Source organism: Antribacter gilvus (genome assembly GCF_003946865.1).
In the GTDB taxonomy this organism is placed as follows: Bacteria; Actinomycetota; Actinomycetes; order Actinomycetales; family Cellulomonadaceae; genus Antribacter; species Antribacter gilvus.
Window position 1 is genome coordinate 119,221 of the sequence record NZ_QXTH01000011.1, and the last position, 20,760, is coordinate 139,980.

Sequence of the window (20,760 nt, forward strand, 5' to 3'; positions counted from 1 at the left end):
GACACCGAAACGCCACCTCCGAGCAAGCGCTCAGAGCAGGGTGCGCAAGGCCTGGTCGAGGTCGGCCCACAGGTCCTCGACGTCCTCCACCCCGACGGACAGGCGCAGCAGGTCCTCCGGCACGGTGAGCGACTCCGTCGGGAAGCGGCGGCGGCGCTCCAGGCTGGACTCGACGCCGCCGAGCGACGTGGCCGGCACCCACAGGTCGAGGGCGGCGACGACGCCGTCGGCCCCCGCGGGACCGCCGGTGGGGCGCAGGCCGATGATGGCGCCGAACCCGTTCATCTGCCGGGCCGCGCGCTCATGGCCCGGGTCGGCGGGCAGCGACGGGTGGCGCACCTCGACGACGGCAGGGTGGTCGGCGAGCCGGGCGGCGATCTCGGCGGCGTTGGACTGCGCCCGCTCGACCCGCAGGGCCAGGGTGCGCAGCCCGCGGAGGGCGAGCCAGACCTCGAACGGGCCGGCGATGGACCCGTGGAGCGTCCGGTAGGCGCGCAGCTCGGCCTCGATCGCGGGGTCGTTCGTCACGGCGGCGCCGAGCACGACGTCGGAGTGCCCGGCGAGGTACTTGGTCACCGAGTGGAAGACGACGTCGGCGCCGTGGGTGAGGGGCTGCTGGCCGAGCGGGGTCGCGAACGTGTTGTCGACGACGGAGCGGACGCCGCGCTCGCGTGCGGCGGCGAGGATCGCGGGCAGGTCCGCGACCTCGAGCATGGGGTTGGTCGGTGACTCGACCAGCACCACGTCGGCACCGTCGAGGGCAGCCACCACCTGGTCGGTGTCCGCGATGTCCACGCGGCGTACCTCGACCCCGTGGCGGGAGGCGAGGTCGTCGGCGTAGCCGAGGCTCACCTGATAGGCGTGGCGGGGCACCACGAGGACGCCACCGTCGGGCACCGCCGAGAGGACCGCGGCGACGGCCGCCATGCCGGACCCGAAGACGACGCCCGGTCGCTCGGCGCCCTCCAGCGCGGCGAGCGCGCGCTCGAACGGCTCCCAGGTCTCCGTGCCGCTCCGCGTGTAGAGCAGCTCGCCCGGGCCGACGACGCCCTGCGAGACGTACGTGGAGCTGAGCACGAGCGGCGGGTTGACGGGCCCTCCCTGCACCTTGGGCGGCCGGCCGGCCGTGACAGCGACGGTGGCGGGGGAGAGGGGCTCGTGCGTGGCGCTCATGCTGGCGAGGATACGTCGCCGGTCAGCCCCCGCGCTCTGCCGTCCTGAGGACCTTCAGCAGGGCCCGCTCGTCGGCGTCCATCCAGCGGGACGAGCGGACGGCGTCGGCCCCGGAGCGCTCGATCAGGCGGTCGAGCTCCTTGCGGTCGTCGGCCAGGATCGCCGGGTGGACATAGCTCTTGCGGCACACCGCCGGGGTGTTGTGCAGGTGCGCCGCCGCGAGCCGCACGGCCTCCACGCGCTGGGCGTCGTGCTCGCGCTGCGTCGCGGGCTCCTGGCGGCGGAGGTGCCCGAGGACGAGGGCGCTCGCGCCCCAGGTGCGGAACGTCTTGGCGGTGTAGTCGGCCGACGTCGCCTCGCTCAGGTACGCGTTGACGTCACCGGACCCGACCTTCCGCACCTCGTCGCCGTCCACGTACTGCAGCAGCTGCTGGCCGGGCAGCTCCCGGCACCTGCGGACGATGTTCGCCACCCGCCGGTCCTCGACGACGACGTCGTGCGGCGTGCCCGACTTCCCGTTGAAGCGGAACCGGACCTCCGACCCGTCCACGCTCGCGTGCCGGTTCCGGAGGGTCGTCAGCCCGTACGACTCGCCGGTCCGCACGTACTCGTCGTTGCCGACGCGGACCAGCGTGCTGTCGAGCAGCCACACGGTGGTGGCGACGACCTTCTCGAAGGAGAGGCGCGGTGACCGCAGGTCCTCGTCGACCCGCTTGCGGAGGTCCACGAGCGCCTCGCCGAAGCCCACCAGCTCGTGGAACTTGGCGGCGTCGCGGTGCTCGCGCCAGCGGGGGTGGTACAGGTACTGCTTGCGGTTCTTCACGTCCCGGCCCGTCGCCTGGACGTGGCCGGTGGTGTCCACGCAGATCCAGACGTCGGTCCACGCGGGCGGGATCACGAGCGAGCGAATCCGGGCGAGCACGTCGGGATCGGTGACGCGGCGACCCTCGTGGTCGACGTAGGCGAACCCGCGGCCCTGGCGCTTGCGGCGGATGCCGGGGTCGGCGTCGCAGCTGTGGGTCAGGCCGTCCGGGGTGGGCATCCTGGCCCCCTCACCGCGCCAGGAGGAACGTGCGCCGGTACGACGTCGGCGTCGTGCCCAGGGTCTCCTGCATGCGCAGGCGCAGCGACTGGGCGGTGCCGAAGCCTGCCCGCGCCGCGACCTGCTCGACCGGCAGGTCGGAGGTCTCCAGCAGGGTGCACGCGCGCTCGATCCGCCGGCGTGCCAGCCAGGCTCCCGGGCTCTCGCCCGTCTCCTCGCGGAACCGGCGCGTGAACGTCCGGACGCTCATGGCGCACCGGTCCGCCAGGTCACGCAGGGGGAGCGGCTGGTCGAGGTGGTTCAGGGCCCACGCCCGCGCGGCGGCGGTGCCCGCCTCGCCGACGGCGGGGACAGCGCGCCGCACGTACTGGGCCTGGCCACCCTCCCGGTGCGGTTGGACGACGGTGCGCCGGGCCACGTCGTCCGCGACCGCCGCGCCGTGGTCCCGGCGCACGATGTGCAGGCAGAGGTCCAGGCCGGAGGCCACGCCGGCCGAGGTGAGGACGTCGCCGTCGTCCACGTAGAGCACGTCGGGATCGAGGAGGACCTTGGGGAAGAAGCGGCGGAAGTCGTCGGCGTCGGCCCAGTGCGTCGAGGCCGGGCGGCCGTCGAGCAGGCCGGCCGCCGCGAGCACGAAGCTGCCGACGCAGATGGAGACCAGGCGGGTGCCTGGGCGCACGTGGCCCAGGGCGACCGCCGCGGCGTCGGAGAGGCGCCCCTCCCGGAGCTCGGGCCCGTCGTCGAGAGCGGCGGGGACGATGACCGTGTCCGCCTCGGCCAGCGCCTCCGCGCCGCGCTCCACCAGGATCGTGACGTCGGTGTCCGACGGGACCGGGCCGGGCGTGGGCGTGCACGTGACCACCTCGTACAGCGCGTGGCCCGCGGCGTCGCGGGCGCGGCCCAGGATGCGGTGGGGGATACCGAGCTCGAGCGGGATGAAGCCAGGCCGGACGAGGACGGCGACCTTATGCGGTACGGGCGCGGGACCGGTCATGGCCTGATCCTATCGAACGATGGCGTTCGGGCCACTGGTGGCCGCGGGACTGCTCCACCATGCTTCCAGTCATGACCGGACTCACCACCCCGACGTCCCCGGAGCCCGCGACCACAGGAGAGGCGGGCGCCCCGCCCGAGGCGACCGGGCGCCGTCGTCGGGCACCGTTGCTGCACCGCGCCTGGCTCGTGGCCGCTGTCGGGTTCGTGGCCCTCATGGGTGCCGCGGCCTTCGGGTCCGCGCCCGGGCTGCTCATCGAACCGCTGAACTCCGAGCTGGGCTGGTCGCGGGCGACCATCGGCCTGGGCGTGTCGGTGCAGCTCGCGCTGTACGGGCTCACCGCGCCGTTCGCCGCCGCGCTGATGGACCGCATCGGGATGCGGCGCGTGCTGGCCGGCGCGCTGCTCGTGATCGCCGGCGGGGCCCTGCTCACCGTGAACATGACCGAGCCGTGGCACTTCGTCCTGTGCTGGGGCGTCCTCGTCGGTGTCGGCACCGGGTGCATCGCGCCGTCGTTCACCGCGACGCTGACCAGCCGCTGGTTCGTGGAGCGGCGCGGCCTGGTGACGGGGATCCTGACGGCGGGGGCGGCGTCGGGCCAGCTCGTGTTCCTGCCGCTGCTGTCGTGGCTGATCGAGAACCACGGCTGGCGGCCCGCGAGCGTCACGGTGGCGCTCTCTGCCGCCGTCGTGCTCCCGCTGGTGCTGCTGTTCCTCCGCGACCACCCGGCCGACGTCGGGCTCGCGCCCTACGGCGGGGACTTCGTGGCGAAGCCCGCGCCCCTGCGCGGCGCCGCCCTGCGGACCGTGACGGTGCTCGCGCGCGCCGCCCGGACCGGGCCGTTCTGGCTGCTCGCCGGGGCGTTCGCCATCTGCGGGGCGTCGACGAACGGCCTGATCAAGACCCACTTCGTGCCCGCCGTCCATGACCACGGGATGTCCATGACGGCCGGCGCCACGCTGCTTGCGGTGATCGGTGTGTTCGACATCATCGGCACGATCTTCTCCGGCTGGCTCACCGACCGGTTCAACGCCCGCGTGCTCCTGGGTGTCTACTACGTGCTCCGGGGGCTGGCGCTCATGGCGCTGCCGTCCCTCATGTCGGCCGAGGTGGAGCCGCCGATGGTGCTCTTCATCGTGTTCTACGGGCTCGACTGGGTCGCCACCGTGCCACCTACGCTCGCCCTCTGCCGAGAGCTGTGGGGCGACGACGGGCCCATCGTGTTCGGCTGGGTCCTCGCCTCGCACCAGGTCGGTGCGGCCGTCGTGGCCTGGGCCGGCGGCCTCGTGCGCGACCTCACGGGGACGTACGACGCGGTGTGGTTCGGGGCAGGGGCGCTGTGCGCCGCCGCCGCGGCGATGTCGCTGGTGGTGCGGAAGGCGACGCCGGTGTGACGGTCATGACTTCTCGCTGCCGCGCACACTGCCGGTGAGCGTGTCCTCGCGGGACTCGAGGAAGCAGAGGATCTCGGGCGACTGCGCCCGCCAGTCCAGCGCGAACTCGTCGGGTGCGGCAAACCACACTCTGTAGCGGGAGTCCTCGGTCCGCGCGCCCGTGAACCGCTCGAGCTCCTCCGCGCAGATGCCTGCGGCGAGCGTGCTCATGGCCTCCGCGCCGGGGTGCTTCCCGCCAGGGACGTCCGCACGCTCGAGGTAGCGCTTGGCGTACGCCTCGCCGCCGTGGGGTGTCGCGCACGGCACCACGGGAAGGGTGGCCACCTCGCTCGGCAGTCCGACGACGAGGTAGCAGGTGCCGAGGTTCACCGCCCGTGGGTCGGTGTCGACCACGAGATCGCCGGGGTCCTTGTCGGCCTGGGGCGCGGGAGGGGCGCTCGTGGTGTCGTCGGGCAGGGCCTCGGGTCCGTCGGCGAGCTCGTCGCCCCGTCCGCGGAGCGAGCCGATGACGTCGTAGCCGAGGTCCAGGTCGCACGCGACGTCCCGGTGGCCCACCTCCCAGGAGGCCGAAGTGGGGGAGATCGGCCACAGCGACGTGACCTCGCTGGTGTAGGTAGCCCCGGTGAAGTCCTCGAACTCCGGGATGCAGCGATTCCAGGCCGCGTCCTGGACGTCGTCCTCGCCTTGCCACGGTCCGTCGGGCAGCTCTGTGACCGCGATGATCTCGCCGCGGTGCGGCTCGGCGCAGGGCACGACGTCGAGGGTGTAGACCTCGCCCTCGCCTACCGCGAGGTGGCAGTCGCCCGCGAGCAGGTCCTCCCACCCGATACCGAAGCCACGGCCCGCGGGCTGGACGGCCGTGCGGAGCGGTTCCCCCTCGTCGTCCGCGTGCGTGCCGAGGGCGACGGCAGCGGCCACAGCCCCTGCGAGCCCGAGTGCGACGGCCCCCGCGATCACGAGCCTGTGCGGCGTGTGGCGTGCCGGGGGGTTGTCCGGCAGGGCCGACTTGTCGTGCGTCACAGGGTCCTCCGGTGCGGGTGGATCGTCGAGCATTTCTACCAGAGAAGCGAGGTGTCTTTGACACGCGGACTCGGCGTTGGCAAGAGAAATGAGCGGGTGAAAATGTGAATTGTTGACTGATTGTCAGTACCTGGAAATGCCGGTCCGGGCCATTGTGTGTCGGCGTGGAAATGATTGCCTGGGGTCGGGTGAAGTCCTGTGTGACATTCCGTCGGTGATATCTGGCTACACCTTCTCGACCTGCAAGCTCGCAAATGGAAACCAGTGCCGGCGGTTTGTCAAATCATTCGCCGGATGTGAGGGCGTCGAACGCGTCTACACAACCTGGGGCGGGCCAGATAGGCGCCATGGGCATTCCCAGCACCAGTTCGCGCTCGCGATCGGCTGTGCCTGTGGAGAAATAAGCAGGGGGTGTCCCACGCATGATCAGACGTCATCGCGCGGTCGCCGCCGTTGTCACAGCCGGGTTGATATCCGGCATCGTGACAACGGTGGTTGCGCCGGCGCAGGCGGAGACCGTGACGCATACAGCGTCGGTCGCGCTGCAGTCCTTTCCCGCCGTCCATGATGTCGAGCTTCAGCAGTTCGACGACCTCGGCGGCACATTGATCCTCGACAGCATCACGCTGAGCGGCTGGGTCTCGGGCACCGTCACGGGTGGCCTCGAGAACCTCAGCACGTACGAGGACAAGACGCTGACCGCCTCGGTCGACGCGAGCATCACCATCGACGGCCAGCTGGCCGAGTACACGGCAGAGGCCCACGACGCCCAGACCTTCACGCTGGCGCCGGGCGAGCAGATCAACTACGAGATCTCGGACGAGGGCACCACCTCGGCGACGACGACCGACCCTGGGGTGCTCGCCTCGTTCGTCGGTGATGGCTTCATCACGTACCCGGTCACGAGCGTGATCGAGACGACCGTGTCCGGGCCGGCGCCGTACGTGTCGACAGGTGTCGCCGTCGGCGAGGCCGAGGTGACGGTCTCGTACGAGTACCACCCGGCCCCCACGCAGACCATCGCGATCTACGTCTACGAGTGTGTGGACGGTCAGCAGTCGACGACGCCGGTGGTCTCGACGGTGGCTGATGCCACGGCGGGGATCTCGCAGGCGGGTCCGTTGCTGCCGACGCAGGTCGCGGCCGGGGTGCACGAGACCACTGCTGTGGTGGGCCCGGAGTGGGAGTTCGTGGAGTGTGGTCAGGCGGGGGTGACCATCACCGATGGTCAGCACGCCTCGCAGCCGGGCACGGTCCCGGTGGGTGGCCACACGGATCTGTACTACTACGTGACCCAGGCCATCTGCTACTGCGACGTCACTGAGTACACCTACAAGCGGCCGCTGACCGTGCGCGTGTGGAAGGAGATCCAGGGCTGGGCCTACGAGAGCGGCCAGTGGGTCGACAAGGGAGATGACGGCTGGTACTCGCTGCCGGAGTCGTTCGGTGCGTTCCACGACTGGGACGTCACCCACCTCGACGAGGGTCCGGCCTGGCTCCCGCCCGGCGTCTACGCCGGGAACCCGACCGCGACGTACCGCTACAAGGTGTCGGAGGGCACCCCGCTGACCTGGGAGTACTCGAACGTGTGGTCCGAGACCCCGCCGACGGAACCCGACCCGGCCCCGAACGGCTTCGGCTGGGTCGTCGACCAGACCCGCACGATTCAGGTGGAGGTGCCATGCGTGTGATGCGAACAGCTTCGGCCCTGGTCGCCGTCGGGGTGCTGAGCATCGCCGGCATCGGCCCGGCCGCGGCGGAGACGACGCCGGAGGAGACCGCGACCTTCGACCTGGGCGACCTCGACCTGTCGGGCGAGGGAACCTTCCAGCAGTTCGACCCTGCACTGGGGACGCTGCAGTCGGTGGTGATCACCGCCGACGTCACCATGGACTTCGACGTCTGCCTGACGAACCTGAGCCAGGAGGCGAGCACCATCCCGGCGGGATCGGTGTCCGGCCTGGCGCCGGTCACGTTCGCAGGCGACATCGTGGCCACCGCCACCGGGGCGATGGACGTGCCCGGCGGCGAGCTCACCGCCAGCACGGGCGCCGACGCGTGCTCGGACTGGCTCGAGACCGGGACGGTGCCGACGGCGTCGGACTCGTTCTACTACACGGAGACCGATGTGTCGCCGTTCAGCGAGACGCTGACCGACCCGGCACAGCTCGCCCTCTACACCGGGACGGGCACCGTGCCCTTCTCGTACGAGGCGTCGTCCATGTCGGATCTCGCCCAGCCGTCGGAGTGGACGATCATCTTCCTCGCCGGCGGTTCGGGCAGCGCGACGATCTCGTACGTCTACGAGCCCGCGCCGGTCCCCACGCCGTCTCCCACGCCGTCGGCCTCGCCGACTCCCAGCGTGACGCCGGTCGCGGTGGCCCAGCCGACACCCCCGGCGGTCCCGCTGCCGGTCACGGGTGGTGACGTCGCAAAGGTGGTCCTCGTCGCAGGACTTCTCCTGGCAGGCGGCACGGCGGCCCTCGTGGTGGGCCGCAAGGTCCAGGCCCGCAAGGGCTGACCGACCCCTCGGCCGGTGGGGACGCCTCGAGCGCCCCACCGGCCGAGGCATCTGGTGCGGCACACGGACCGCCTCGCCGGCCAGGTGGAACGCCGGGGCGGCGGCGAAGTAGGCGGGAACGCCGACCAGCCCTCGCCCGGACAAGGCAGAAGTCCGCCCCGTTCGCGGGAGGAGCGATAAGCCCAGGCTTTCGGGCGTCGACCCGGATGTCGATTTGCTCAAGTCTGGGTGGTATGTCCCTTTCGAGTCCGGAGACCTGGATATCACTCGACCGCCGTCCCGGTGAGACCCTGCGTCACGCGCTGCGCAGGACGCTGTGCGACGCGATCCGATCGGGCGCCTTGCGGCCGGGCGTGCGGCTCCCGGCGTCGCGTGTCCTCGCCGCCCACCTGGGTGTCTCACGGGGGGTGGTCAGCGATGCCTACGAACAGCTTCGGTCCGAGCGCTTCCTGGAGGTGCAGGGCCGGTCCGCCCCCGTCGTCGCAGGCCTCCGGGTGCAGGGCCGGCCGGGCGTCTCCGACCAGTCCCGGGCGCGGCCGCGGTACGACCTCGCGCCCGCGGTGCCGGACGCCGAGCTGTTCCCCTCAAAGCAGTGGCTCGGTGCCTACGAGGCCGCTGTGCGCGGAGACGCCGCGGTGGGGTGGAACCCGCCCGACCCGTGCGGAGAGCCCATCCTGCGGATCGAGCTCGCCGACTATCTCGGGCGGACGCGGGGGGTGATCGCCGACCCCGAGCTGATCATCATCACGCCGAGCTCGGCCCGGGGCGTCGAGCTCCTCCTCGCAGCCCTCGCCCGACGAGGGGTCCGCTCCGTGGCGGTCGAGGACCCGTCGCACATGGAGCGCCGCGAGCAGATCCGGGCGGCCGGTCTGCGGGTGGTGCCCCAGCCCGTCGACGCCGAGGGAGTGGTCGTCGACGGGCTGGAGGCCGACGCCCTCCTCGTCACCTCGGCCCACCAGTTCCCGACCGGTCTCCAGCTGAGCGAGGATCGGCGGCGCGAGGTGGTCCGGTGGGCGCACTGCACCGGAGCCTGGCTCCTGGAGCAGGGCAGCGGCTCCGAGCTCTCGGGCGGGGCTACGCCCGGCCGGGCGCTCCAGCACCAGGCCCCGGGACGGGTGGTCCATCTCGGCGCGACGTGCCACACGCTGGCGCCGTTGATCAGCCTCGGCTGGATGACCGTGCCGAGGTCGTTGGTCCGGGACGTCCACGATGTCCTCGCCTCCGCCGAGGCCTCCGGCAGGCTCGAGCAGCTGGCGCTGGCGCGTCTGATCTCGACCGGGGACTACGACCGCCACCTCCGTCGCGCCCGGGCCGTCTATCGCCGACGGCGGGACGCCCTGGTCACGGCCCTGAACGACCAGCTCCTGGACCTGGGGCTCAGGTTCGACCTCGTGGGCACCGACGCCGTCATCCACCTCCCTCCGCAGGCCGACGACCAGGCGATCGCCCGGGCGGCGACACGCGCTCGACTGAGGGTCGCGGCGCTGTCGACCTTCTACGCGTCGTCCGCCTCGCCGAAGGGCCTGGTGGTCGGCTCGGCACGGCTGCGGGTGCCCACCGCGGCGGCGGCCGTCAGCCTCCTCTGCCGGATCATCGCCCCTCACCTGTGACCGGGCCGGCCGTCCCAGCGGCTTCGAGGACGGCATGCGCGGCGCGCACGAGTGCGTCCTTGTCCGCCTTGGCCGCGTCGAACCCTGCCCGGTCCGCGTCGATCATCTCCGTCTGGATCTCCACGTCGACCGCGTGCCAGACGCCGATCAGACCTGTGGCGACCTTGCACTCCACGTCAGCAGTGGCCACGGCCGGCTCTTCGGGAGCTGGCGTGCCTTCCGTGAACCTCGGGTCGTTCGGCGGGTCCCACGGGTCGTCGTACGTGTACCCCCGGTCTGCCATGCAGTCGGACCACGCAGCGAAGACGCGGACGACACGCGGGTCCTCCATGGCCTTCGTGACGCTCTGGATGTCGACGTCCCGCGCGAGCTGCGAGCTCCCGAGGTCGCCGCCGAGGGCCGTGATCGCTTCGCCGGCGCAGCCACCGTCGGGAACCGGCCCGCTGCCGGCCGCCGGGGAGCCGGCCGCAGGAGGCTCACCGGAGAGGATCGCCTCCTCGGCCGGCGACAGCTCCGAGGAGTCCGCCTGCCTCCCGCGCTCCTCCACGTGATAGCCGCCCCTCGCGGCGAGCCCCGGGTCGGCGATGCCGTACCGGCGCTCGGTGTGCGAGAACGGCCGACCGGTCGGGACCGGGAGGTCGACGTCGAGGCCGAACCGGTGCGAGCACCGGTTCACCAGGAACGAGAAGGCTGTGCTGATCTCCCGGTGCTCGTCGTCCGAGAGGAGGTACGGCATGACGGGGAGCTCGAGGTCGGCCGCCGTCGGACCCGAGGATGCGACCGGGGCGCATGCGGCCAGCGCCGCGAGACAGGCGACGAGGACCGCGGGACGACGGGACAGTCCCCGCACGCCCCACCATGGCCCGCCGTGCGCCCGGACCCGGCCGGCCGAGGCCGAGCCGGGTCCGGACGCACGCTGGTGGCTCAGAAGAACCACTTGAAGCTCGCGTTGTCGTTCCAGGTCCGGACGAGGTTGCCCGAGCCGTAGGGCGGGAACTCGTCGTAGACCCCGGTGTAGTTCTCGTTGTAGTACACGCGCAGCGTGCCGTAGTCGTGGTTGCGCACCGAGGCCGAGTTGTTCTTCACGTACTGGCCGGCCCCGGCACCCGGCGAGAGGAACCGCAGGGTGCTGAAGTCGACCCGGGGGGAGTACAGGTCGATCTTCGCCCCTCCGAAGTTGCTGTCCCAGTAGAAGCACGCCTCACGGTGCTCGCACACGCCGTTGAGCTCCACTGCCTGTGCGGGTACCGCGGCACCGATGCCCAGACCGGCGGCCACGGCCGCGACGGCCACGAGCCTCTTCATGATTCGCATAACAGACCCCTTGTTCCGTGGTGATGTGTTCCGACGAGTTGTGATCAACCCGCCGAACCGATCGTCACATCGGCACATCCCGGATAAAAGGTCCACGAGCGCCCGCAGAAATGAGGCCAGCGGGAGATGCGGGCGGGGCCTACTCCAGGGGCCCCAGCAGCGACTGCGCGATCGTCGCGTGCGCCGACTCGTCGTCGGACGGGTGGAAGATCCCCGCCAGGACGTCGCGGTAGAGCCGTCCCAGCTCGGAGCCGCTGAAGTACGTCGACCCGCCCGAGGACCGCACCGCCTGGTCCACCACCAACCGCGCCACCTCCGTGGCGCGGACCTTGAGCCCGGCCGTGGCCCGGAACCAGCCGGCGCCCCGGTCCTCGCCCGCGTCGATCGCCCCGGTGAGGGCGTCGAGCTGGAGCCAGATCCCGTCGAGGGCCAGCGCGGCGTCGGCGATGCGCCACCGGATGTCCGGGTCCTGCGACAGCCGCTTGCCCGTCTTCATGGACGACCGCCGCTCCGCTGCCTCGACGGCGAGCTCGAGCGCCCGGTCCGCGATCCCCGTGTAGACGGACGCGAGCAGCAGCTCGAACGACGTGAAGATCCCGACGACGTACGGGTCGAGCGTCGGGCCGGGCGCGAGCCGCCGCAGCACGCGCGACGCCGGGGCGTGCGCTCCCTCCAGCACCGTCGTGCGCGACTGCGACGCGCGCATGCCGATCGTGTCCCAGTCGTCGAGGATGTCGAACCCGCCGCCGTCGCGTGTGACGAACGCGTGGACCAGGCGCGGCCCGTCCTCCGACGTGTCGTCGCGCCCCAGCACGCCGAGGCGTGTCCACGCGGGCGAGTTCGACGTGAAGATCTTCTTGCCGTAGAACGCGTAGCCTCCGGAGCCGTCGGGCCGCGCCTCGGTGCGCGAGCCCAGCAGGACCAGATCGTTGCCCGACTCGGAGTACCCGAACCCGAACACCTCGCCCGCGGCCGCCTCCTCCAGCAGCCAGTCGAGCGACGAGTCGCCGCGAGCGTGCAGGTAGCGGGCCACTCCCGTCCAGACGTGGTGCATGTTGACGGCCAGCGCCGTGGCGGGGGCAGCCGCCGCGAGCCGCGCCTGCTCGCGTGCGACGTCGCGCAGCGTCAGCCCGGGGCCCCCGAGCTGCGCCGGCACGAGCGCGGCGAGATAGCCGGCGGCCTTCAGGTCCTCGAGGTCCTCGGTGAAGAAGGAGTTCTCCCGGTCGTATCCCGCGGCCCGGCCGCGAACGGTGTCCAGCAGGTCGTCGGTCAGGATCTGCGTCATGCTCCCGACGCTACGCCGCACCCGGTGGGGGTCGCGCGGTGTCGTGCGTCACGCCGTCCCGTGCAGGCGGCGGGCGCGTACGGCGGCGTAGAGCTCGGCCGCGTCGCGCGGGTGGTTCACGTCCCGACCGGTCAGCTCCGTCACCCGTGCGAGCCGGTTGAGGACCGTGTTCCGGTGGCAGTGGAGCTCCTTCGCGGCGCGGGTGGACGATCCTCCGGCGTCGAACCAGGCTTCCAGGGTGCGCACGAGCAGCTCCTCGTCGCGCGCGTCTCGGCCGCTCAACCCGGCGAGGACGGAGGCGGCGAGCTCGCCGGCCCGGGCGACGTCGGAGACCAGGAGCGCGTCCAGCGGCGCCGACCCGTACCGGACCGTTCCCGTGGCGTGGGGCGACAGGCACTGCAGCGCAGTGCGGGCCTGGTCGAGCGCCGCCGACGCCTGCGCCAGGGTGGTGAACGGCCTGCTCAGCCCCGCCCGGCCGTCGCGTACGCAGGCCTCCGCGGCGGCGGCCGCCTCCTCGGCGGTAGCCGCCGCAACGAGACCGAGTCGCTCTCCGCCGTGGTCCACCCAGCGTGCGGCCAGGCCCCGGGCGGCCACCTCGCTCGCCGAGAGCGCGGGCCCCTGCTGCCCGATGCCGGCCGCTCGCCCAGGTGCACGGGCCCGGCCCGTCGTCGGGCGCGGAACCGGACCTGTCCGGCGCGCCGGGTGGGTCCGGGGTCCAGGTCCTGGCCCGGGAGCGGGGCGCGGGCCGGCGTCCGCAGCCACCACGACGAACACGCCCCGCTCCGGCAGCCGCAGCGTGCGGCGCGCGGCCTCACGGTGCGGGTCGGACCCGTCGAGGATCCCGAGGAGCGCAGCCTCCCGGGCTGCGCGGACGCCCGCCGCGCGCTCGGCAGCGGCCCAGCGGTAGGCGTCGGTGGCCGCGCTCGAATAGCGGTCGATCGCCGCCCAGACCCGCGACGAGAGGCTGACCAGCGCCGACGGGTCCGGACTGAGCGTCGCGCGTGCGGTGAGCTCGTCCCAGAGGAGCATGCCGGCGACCCGGTAGGCGCGCAGCACGTTCTCCAGGGGAGCCCCGGCGAGGGCTGCGGCCTGCCCCGCCCGCCGAGCGGGCGCGAGCGACTCGGGGTCGCCCGCCAGGCCCGCGAGCAGCTCGACCAGGTTGGCCCGGGCGAGCCCGCGGACCTGGTCCGGCGTGATCGTCGGGTCACCGTCGAGGGCGCCGGGCGGCAGGGCGCCCTGGGTCACCAGATCCGTCAGCTGGTCGACCTGCTCGCGCAGGTCGTGCAGCGCCGGGCAGGTAGGGCGGGCCGGTTCCCGAACCGCAATGTCCGACATGGGGGGAGACTACCCACGAGGGACCGATTGTGCATTCGCACAGAAATTGTCAACCAACGGAGTGCCGGGGACCCTGGCGCTGAGACCACGTATCACGCCACACTGAGGGGCGGTGGCCCCCTCGCAGGGGGACGGGGCCGCTACCGTTCCGACGATCGAGGGAGATCTGCGATGAGCGTGACGGACGCCCGCGCCCTGACGAGCCACGAGCTCGACGACGCGATCGACCGGCTCGCCGTCGGGGCCGAGCGCTGGGCCCACCTGCCGCACGACGGCAGGGCCCGGCTGCTCCGTGAGGTCGGCGCCGCGGTGGCCGGCGTCGCCGAGCGATGGATGGCTGCGGCCTGCCGCGCCAAGTCGGTCCCGGTCGGTTCCGAGCTCGAGGGCGAGGAGTGGCTCACCGGGCCCTACGCCGCCCTCACCGCGGTGGCCGGCTACGCCAGGGCCTACGACGCCGTCGCGGCGGGCGGGTCGACGCTCGCGGGCTCGCGGCTGCAGGCGGCGCCCGGCGGGCGGGTCGCCGTCCGCGTCCTGCCCGAGAACGCCCAAGAAGGGCTGATGTTCCACGGCTTCCACGCCGAGGTCTGGATGCCGCCGGGTGTGACGGCGGAGCAGGTGCGGCGCGACGCCGGCCCGCCGGCCCCGACCTCGGCTGACCGCGGCGGAGTGTGCCTCGTCCTCGGCGCGGGCAACATCTCGTCGATCGCCCCGCTGGACGCCCTGTACGAGCTGGTGGCGCACGACCGGGCGTCGATCGTGAAGCTCAACCCCACGTTCACGGACCTCCTGCCCGTGTACGAGGAGGCGTTCGCGCCGCTCGTCGCCGCCGGGGTGCTGCGGTTCGTGACCGGTGGCGCCGAGACGGGCGCCCGGCTGACCGCGCACGACGGGATCGCGAAGGTGCACATCACCGGCTCCGTCCGGACCCACGACGCGATCGTGTGGGGTACGGGAGAGGAGGCACGACGTCGTCGGGCGGAGGACGACCCCCGGCTGACCGTGCCCATCACGAGCGAGCTGGGCGGCGTGGCGCCCGTCATCGTGGTGCCTGGCCGGTGGAGCCGGGCGGACCTGAGGTTCCAGGCGGAGCACGTCGCCACCATGCGGCTGCACAACGCGGGCCACAACTGCATCGCCGGGCAGGTGCTCGTCCTGTCCGCCGGCTGGCCGCAGAAGGACGCGTTCCTCGACGAGGTCCGGGCCGTGCTCGCGCGGCTGCCCGCCCGCGCCCCCTGGTACCCCGGGGCGGCTGCGACGATGGCCCGCGTGGCCGCTGACCACGCGGGCGCCGAGGAGGTCAACGGGCGGCTGCTCGTGCGGGTGGAGCCCGGCGACGCCGCGTGCGCCGACGAGTACTTCGCGCCCGTCCTGGCCTGGACCGAGCTGCCGGGGGAGGGCGCGTCGTACCTGCGCGCCGCCGTCGGCCTCGCCAACGACGGCCTCGCCGGCACCCTCGGCGCCAACATGATCGTGCGGCCGGCGGACCGGCGGGCCCTCGGCGCGGCCTTCGACCAGGCGGTCGCGGACCTCCGCTACGGCACCGTGGCGATCAACGCCTGGACGGGCATGGGCTTCCTCCTGCCCCGTGCCACCTGGGGTGCGTTCCCGGGGCACACCCGGGACGGCTCCGGCAGCGGGACCGGCGTGGTGCACAACGGCCACCTCCTGCGCGACCCGGAGCGGACCGTCCTCACCGGGCCGTTCCGGCCGTTCCCCCGGTCGGTCCTGCACGGCGAGCCGTCGCTCTTCCCCAAGCCGCCGTGGTTCGTCGGCGCCCGCAGCGGCGTCCGGACCGCGCGCGCCCTCACCGCCTACGCGGCGGCACCGTCGTGGGGCAGGCTGGCCACGGTGCTGGTGCACGCGTTCCGCGCCTGAGCCGCCCCGGCCGCCTGAGGGCCCCGCCGCCTGAGCCGCCCCCGCCGCCGGCGGGGCGCACCATCGAGGAGAGGAGACCAACGGTGGTCATCCGCAGCACATACCCCGACGTCGAGGTGCCGGACGTGTCGGTCCACGACTTCCTGTTCGCAGGCCTCACCGACGAGGACCTGGACCGGGTCGCCGTGGTGGACGGCCCCACGGGCGCCGCGACCACGTACCGCGCGCTCGTGGCGCAGGTCGACGCGATCGCCGGGGCGGTCGCCGCCCGCGGACTCGGCGTGGGCGACGTCGTGGCCCTGCACGCCCCCAACGTCCCGGCCTACGTGACCGTGTTCCACGGCCTCCTCCGGGCAGGCGTCACCGTCACCACCGTCAACGCCCTCTCGAGCGGCGAGGAGATCGCCCGGCAGCTCGCCGACTCCCGGGCCGTCCTGCTGCTCACCGTGTCGCCGCTCCTGGCCGGCGCGGCGGCGGGCGCGGCAGAGGCCGGCCTCGGTGACGAGCAGGTGATCGTCCTCGACGGCGCCGAGGGCTACGGCTCCCTCCCGGACCTGCTGGCCGAGCCGAACCAGCCGCCGTCGGTCACCTTCGACCCGGCGACGCACCTGGCCGTGCTGCCGTACTCGTCCGGGACCACCGGCCGGCCCAAGGGCGTGATGCTCACGCACCGCAACCTCGTGGCGAACGTGCTGCAGTGCGCGGCGATCGGCGTCGAGCGGGACGACGTGGTCCCCGCCGTGCTCCCGTTCTTCCACATCTACGGGATGACCGTGCTCCTCAACCTGGCCCTCTACAAGCGCGCGCGGCTGGTGACCCTCCCGCGCTTCGACCTCGCGCAGTACCTCGGCGTGGTCCAGGAGCACCGGGCCACGTTCCTGTTCGTGGCCCCGCCCATCGCCCTGGCGCTCGCCAAGCACCCGCTCGTCGGCGACCACGACCTGTCGTCGGTCAAGGCGGTGCTCTCGGGTGCGGCTCCCTTCGACGCCGCGCTCGGCGCAGCCGTCGAGGCACGGCTGGGCTGCCGGGTGCTGCAGGGCTACGGGATGTCCGAGATGAGCCCGGTGTCGCACGTCATCCCGATCGAGCGCGACGACATCTCGCCCGGCTCCATCGGGCTGCTCGTGCCGAGCATGGAGGCGCGGATCGTCGACCCGGCCACCGGTGCGGAGGTCGACCAGCCGGCCGAGGGCGTGTCCGCAGCCGGCGAGCTGCTCTGCCGGGGCCCGAACGTCATGGTGGGCTACCTCGGCAACGCGCAGGCCACGGCCGACACGATCGACCCGGACGGCTTCCTGCACACGGGCGACATCGTGACCGTCGACGCGGAGGGCGTGTTCCACGTCGTCGACCGCCTCAAGGAGCTCATCAAGTACAAGGGCTACCAGGTGCCGCCCGCCGAGCTGGAGGCGCTCCTCGTCTCGCACCCGTCCGTGGCGGACGCGGCGGTGATCGGCGTGCCCGACGACGAGGCCGGCGAGATCCCGAAGGCGTTCGTGGTTCCCGCTCCCGGCGCGTCCCCGACCGCCGAGGAGCTCATGGCCTTCGTCGCCGAGCACGTGGCGCCCTACAAGCGCGTGCGCCAGGTCGAGCTCATCGAGGTGGTGCCGAGGTCCGCGTCCGGGAAGATCCTGCGCAAGGACCTCAAGCGCTGATCGCCGGGGACGGGTCGGGTAGGGTCAGGCCGATGTCGCACCACAGCCCCAACCCTGAGCCCACGCCCGAGCCGGCCCCCGTGGCGGCCCTGCCGGACGGCCGAGCGCGCAAGCCGCGCGTCGTGATCCTGTTCGGCGGTCGCTCCGGCGAGCACGCCGTCTCCGTGGCGACGGCCGGTGGCGTGCTCGGCGCGATCGACCGCGACAAGTACGACGTGATCCCGGTCGGCATCACACGCCAGGGCCAGTGGGTCCTGGCAGAGGACACGCCCGGCCGCTGGGCCATCACCGACGGCCGCCTGCCCGAGGTGACCGCGGGTGGCGGCGAGGTCGTGCTCCCGCTGGCCGTCGGCGAGCGGGCGCTGCGCGTGCTCGCCCCGGGCCAGGTGCCCGAGGTGCTGGGCGACGTCGACGTCGTCTTCCCGCTCCTGCACGGCCCGTTCGGCGAGGACGGCACGCTGCAGGGCCTGCTCGAGCTCGCCGACGTGCACTACGTCGGCGCGGGCGTGCTCGCCTCCGCCGTGGGCATGGACAAGCACTTCATGAAGCTCGTCCTGGCCGGCCAGGGCCTGCCCGTCGGCCCGTACGCCGTGATCCGGCCGGGCGAGTGGGACACCCGCCGCGACGTGTGCGTCCAGACCGTCGAGACGCTCGGCCTGCCGCTGTTCGTCAAGCCGGCCCGTGCGGGCTCGTCGCTCGGCATCAGCCGGGTGGACGACCTTGCGGACCTGCCCGCGGCCGTCGAGGAGGCACGCAGGCACGATCCCAAGGTGATCGTCGAGGCGGGGATCACCGGCCGCGAGATCGAGTGCGCGGTGCTCGGCGGGCGGGCCGGCGCCCGGCCGCGGGCGTCGCTGCCCGGCGAGATCGTCGTCACCGGCGGCGAGCACACCTTCTACGACTACGAGGCGAAGTACCTCGACGAGGCGAACGTCCGGCTCTCCTGCCCGGCCGACCTGCCGGAGAACCTCATCAAGGAGATCCAGGAGGTCGCGGTCCGCACCTTCGAGGCCGTGGGCGCCGAAGGCCTGTCGCGGGTGGACGTGTTCGTCACCGACGACGATCAGGTGATCGTCAACGAGATCAACACGATGCCGGGCTTCACGCCGTTCTCGATGTACCCGCGCATGTGGCAGGCGTCGGGCATGACGTACGCCGAGCTCGTCGACGAGCTGGTCCAGCTGGCGCTGGACCGCCCCACGGGCCTGCGCTGACCGCCGGGTTCACCCGGTACAGGTGTCACGAGCGGGGTGCCGCGCGCTCTTGAGCGGCGACACCCCCGGCCCGGTCTCGACCGGGCCCTCGTCACGAGGAGACCTGTGCCTTCCATGCACCACCGGCCCGGCGCCCTGCGCCGGGCCGTCGCCCTGTCCGCCGCCCTCTCGACGGCGTTCCTGCTCGCCGCGTGCGACGACCTCAGCCCCACCGTCCCGGACGGGTTCGACCAGCCCGGCCCCAGCCCGTCGTCGGACCCCGCTCCGGCCGACGACGACCTCGGCCTCACCTGGGGGCCCGACGGCGTCGCGACGCTCGGCTCCGGCGCGGTGCTGGACCGCGCCACCGGCCACGTCGAGCTGCCCTCCGACCGCTACCTGGAGTCCTGGGAAGAGGTGCAGACGCTGGAGATGGCGCGCAACGCGGCGGTCGCGGCGTGCGCCCGGCTCTCCGGGCTGGACGTCCAGGCGGTGCGCTGGGAGATCGACCCGCTCTCCGGGTGAGCCAGCCGTTCGGTGCCTGGTCGCGCGAGGTGGCGGAGCAGTACGCGTTCGCCGTCGGCCCGGTCGACCCGTACCTGGCGGCCGGGGACGTGGGTGAGGAGGGGCTGCCGGTGGCGTTCGCCGGGGCGTCGGTGGGCCCGGACGGGTTCGCGCCCGACCCGGAGGACCAGGCGGTGATCGACGCGTGCTACCTGGAGGCCGACGCGCAACGGTTCGACCTCGTGACCGTGACCTCGGGCGGGACCGCGCAGTGGCGTGTCGAGCTCGAGCAGGTCTGGATCGGGTGGCAGACCTACCCGGAGGCCGAGGCGGTCGAGGCCGAGTACGCGTCCTGCCTCACGGACGTGGGCGCCGAGCCGAACCCCGACCTGTGGGGCGGCGCGTCGGGCATGGACCTCCGGTCGGCCTCGCAGCCCCAGATCGACCTCGCCCTGCTGGTGGTCGGCTGCAAGGAGCAGGTGCGCTACGTGCCCCGGCTCGCGGACGTCGTGGCCGCGCACCAGGCGCCCGTGCTGGAGACGTACGCCGCGGAGCTCGGCGCGTACCGGGCCGACGTCGACCTCGTGGTCGAGGCGGCACGCGAGGTGCTGGAGCTCAACGCGGACGTGATGGTCCAGGGCTGAACGAGCCTCAGGGCACGAGGTCCGGGGCGTCGGGGTTCCAGGCGATCTCCCAGCGGAACCCGTCCGGGTCGGCGAAGTAGCCGCTGTAGCCGCCCCAGGCGCGGTCCTGGGCGTCCCGGACCTCGGCGCCCGCCGCGCGCGCCGTGCTCAGCACGGCGTCCACGTCCTCCCGGGAGGCGACGTTGTGCGCGAGCGTGAGGGGCGGGACGCCGGTGCCGCGGGCGATCGGGCCCACCTCTTCCTCGAACGCCGCGGCGTCCCAGAGGGACAGCAGCAGGCGCTCGCCCACCTGGAACATGAGCACCTCGTCCGGCGCCTCGAAGCGCGGGCGCCAGCCCAGGCCGTCCACGTAGAAGCGGCGGGCGGCCTCGAGGTCGCGCACGGGCAGGGTCACGAAGCTGATGCGTTGGTCCATAGGTCCAGCGTGCCACCCGGCCCCGACGCTCGACCGCCGGGCCGGCGTCACCTCAGGTCGGGGCTGACCTCGAGGTTGAGGTAGGTCAGGATCGACACCATCATGTCGTCGAACAGCTCCACGTGGCCCTGGTACGCGAACTCCAGGTGCCCGTACGCGGCCATGCTGAGCAGGCCGACGACCTGCCGCCATCCGGTCGACATCAGGTAGGCCACGCCGAGCGGGAGGTCCGGGGACAGGGCGTCCCGGTGGCGCTCGATCGCGGGACGCAGGGCTGCCGGGACCTCGTCGTCCGTCGGGTACGGGAGGCCCGCCCGGACGTACTCCTCGAAGAGGCCCACGTACACGGTGCCGATCTCGAGCACGAAGAAGCGGTCCACGGCGGGGTCCAGCTCGTAGGCGCCCCGGAAGCCGGAGCCCATGAGGAGGTCGAACTCCGGGCGGTTCGCGGTGGTCCAGCGGAAGATCGCGCGCGTCGCTGCGTGGATCTTGGCGCTCAGGTCATCGGGGTCCTGGAGAGCGACGTCGTGCCGCATCGCCTGGAGGAGGTCGTCCATGGACGCCTCGTAGACGGCGCGGATGAGCTCACCACGCCCGTCGAAGTACCGGTACAGGGCGGGGGCGGTGACGCCGACCGCCTTGGCCACGGCCGCCATGGTCACGCCCTGGATGCCGCCGGTCTGGGAGAGGATCGCGCGTGCCTCACGAAGCACGTCCCGCTGCAGCTCCTGCTGGAGCCGATCGCGCCGCGACCCGACGGGTGCCGCAATGTCGGTCAACACGGTA

The 20,760-nt window shown here is 72.9% G+C and carries 19 protein-coding genes; 9 read left to right on the forward strand and 10 right to left on the reverse strand.

The window, feature by feature from the left end; genetic code table 11:
* Positions 1–30: 30 nt before the first annotated feature.
* From D1350_RS18590 to D1350_RS18600, 3 genes are read right to left on the reverse strand one after another with little or no spacing between them, the layout of a single operon-like run.
* Positions 31–1,173, reverse strand: coding sequence for a trans-sulfuration enzyme family protein (locus D1350_RS18590; RefSeq protein ID WP_125777536.1), 1,143 nt, complete (start codon positions 1,171–1,173; stop codon positions 31–33).
* A gap of 22 nt (positions 1,174–1,195) precedes the next feature.
* Positions 1,196–2,215, reverse strand: a complete 1,020-nt coding sequence (locus D1350_RS18595; protein WP_125777537.1) for a DNA topoisomerase IB — start codon at positions 2,213–2,215, stop codon at positions 1,196–1,198.
* A gap of 10 nt (positions 2,216–2,225) precedes the next feature.
* Positions 2,226–3,209 (reverse strand): GlxA family transcriptional regulator, encoded by a 984-nt coding sequence (locus D1350_RS18600; RefSeq protein WP_125777538.1) that lies wholly within the window; start codon positions 3,207–3,209, stop codon positions 2,226–2,228.
* Positions 3,210–3,280: 71 nt separating this feature from the next.
* Here D1350_RS18600 and D1350_RS18605 point away from each other — a divergent pair, with 71 nt between their 5' ends.
* Complete coding sequence (locus D1350_RS18605; protein ID WP_125777539.1) at positions 3,281–4,603, forward strand: MFS transporter; 1,323 nt, start codon at positions 3,281–3,283, stop codon at positions 4,601–4,603.
* Between the two features lie 3 nt (positions 4,604–4,606).
* Here D1350_RS18605 and D1350_RS18610 read toward each other — a convergent pair whose 3' ends face one another.
* A complete protein-coding gene (locus D1350_RS18610) occupies positions 4,607–5,656 on the reverse strand; it encodes a septum formation family protein (RefSeq protein ID WP_125777540.1) in 1,050 nt (349 codons plus the stop codon).
* Positions 5,657–6,141: 485 nt separating this feature from the next.
* Between D1350_RS18610 and D1350_RS18615 the strand changes: the two genes are divergently transcribed.
* The 3 genes from D1350_RS18615 (at position 6,142) to D1350_RS18625 (ending at position 9,754) form a co-directional block, all read left to right on the forward strand.
* Positions 6,142–7,314, forward strand: coding sequence for a choice-of-anchor E domain-containing protein (locus D1350_RS18615; RefSeq protein ID WP_164545227.1), 1,173 nt, complete (start codon positions 6,142–6,144; stop codon positions 7,312–7,314).
* On the forward strand, positions 7,314–8,144 hold the full coding sequence (locus D1350_RS18620) for a choice-of-anchor E domain-containing protein (RefSeq protein WP_164545228.1): 831 nt from the start codon (positions 7,314–7,316) through the stop codon (positions 8,142–8,144). The genes D1350_RS18615 and D1350_RS18620 overlap by 1 nt, the downstream gene beginning before the upstream one ends.
* Before the next feature lie 233 nt (positions 8,145–8,377).
* A complete protein-coding gene (locus tag D1350_RS18625) occupies positions 8,378–9,754 on the forward strand; it encodes an aminotransferase-like domain-containing protein (protein WP_164545229.1) in 1,377 nt (458 codons plus the stop codon).
* Here D1350_RS18625 and D1350_RS18630 read toward each other — a convergent pair.
* The 4 genes from D1350_RS18630 to D1350_RS18645 all read right to left on the reverse strand — a co-directional run bounded on the left by D1350_RS18630 (position 9,735) and on the right by D1350_RS18645 (position 13,688).
* Positions 9,735–10,691 (reverse strand): hypothetical protein, encoded by a 957-nt coding sequence (locus D1350_RS18630; protein ID WP_125777544.1) that lies wholly within the window; start codon positions 10,689–10,691, stop codon positions 9,735–9,737. The two genes, D1350_RS18625 and D1350_RS18630, sit on opposite strands and share 20 nt — an antisense overlap.
* Positions 10,679–11,059, reverse strand: coding sequence for a peptidase inhibitor family I36 protein (locus tag D1350_RS18635; protein WP_164545230.1), 381 nt, complete (start codon positions 11,057–11,059; stop codon positions 10,679–10,681). Before D1350_RS18635 ends, D1350_RS18630 begins: the two co-directional genes overlap by 13 nt.
* A 148-nt stretch (positions 11,060–11,207) precedes the next feature.
* Positions 11,208–12,353, reverse strand: coding sequence for an acyl-CoA dehydrogenase family protein (locus D1350_RS18640; RefSeq protein WP_125777546.1), 1,146 nt, complete (start codon positions 12,351–12,353; stop codon positions 11,208–11,210).
* 48 nt (positions 12,354–12,401) lie between these two features.
* Positions 12,402–13,688 (reverse strand): PucR family transcriptional regulator, encoded by a 1,287-nt coding sequence (locus tag D1350_RS18645; protein WP_125777547.1) that lies wholly within the window; start codon positions 13,686–13,688, stop codon positions 12,402–12,404.
* 171 nt (positions 13,689–13,859) lie between these two features.
* On the opposite strand from D1350_RS18645, the gene D1350_RS18650 reads away from it, so the two are divergent.
* The 5 genes from D1350_RS18650 to D1350_RS18670 all read left to right on the forward strand — a co-directional run bounded on the left by D1350_RS18650 (position 13,860) and on the right by D1350_RS18670 (position 19,559).
* The gene (locus D1350_RS18650) at positions 13,860–15,563 is read left to right on the forward strand and encodes an aldehyde dehydrogenase family protein (RefSeq protein WP_125777548.1); all 1,704 of its coding nucleotides are present in this window, start codon (positions 13,860–13,862) and stop codon (positions 15,561–15,563) included.
* Between the two features lie 83 nt (positions 15,564–15,646).
* Entirely contained in the window at positions 15,647–17,218 is a 1,572-nt protein-coding gene (locus tag D1350_RS18655) for an AMP-binding protein (protein ID WP_125777549.1), read from the forward strand.
* A gap of 32 nt (positions 17,219–17,250) precedes the next feature.
* Positions 17,251–18,432 carry a D-alanine--D-alanine ligase family protein gene (locus D1350_RS18660; protein ID WP_125777550.1) on the forward strand — a complete coding sequence of 394 codons (1,182 nt, stop codon included), beginning with the start codon at positions 17,251–17,253 and terminating at the stop codon, positions 18,430–18,432.
* A gap of 105 nt (positions 18,433–18,537) precedes the next feature.
* Positions 18,538–18,936, forward strand: coding sequence for a hypothetical protein (locus D1350_RS18665; RefSeq protein WP_125777551.1), 399 nt, complete (start codon positions 18,538–18,540; stop codon positions 18,934–18,936).
* Positions 18,933–19,559, forward strand: a complete 627-nt coding sequence (locus D1350_RS18670) for a hypothetical protein (protein ID WP_125777552.1) — start codon at positions 18,933–18,935, stop codon at positions 19,557–19,559. Before D1350_RS18665 ends, D1350_RS18670 begins: the two co-directional genes overlap by 4 nt.
* Before the next feature lie 7 nt (positions 19,560–19,566).
* Here the strand turns inward: D1350_RS18670 and D1350_RS18675 are convergent, their stop codons facing one another.
* Positions 19,567–19,974: a VOC family protein gene (locus tag D1350_RS18675; RefSeq protein ID WP_125777553.1), complete on the reverse strand. Its 408-nt coding sequence runs from the start codon at positions 19,972–19,974 to the stop codon at positions 19,567–19,569.
* A 47-nt stretch (positions 19,975–20,021) separates the two neighbouring features.
* Complete coding sequence (locus tag D1350_RS18680; protein WP_125777554.1) at positions 20,022–20,753, reverse strand: TetR/AcrR family transcriptional regulator; 732 nt, start codon at positions 20,751–20,753, stop codon at positions 20,022–20,024.
* Between the last annotated feature and the right edge of the window lie 7 nt (positions 20,754–20,760).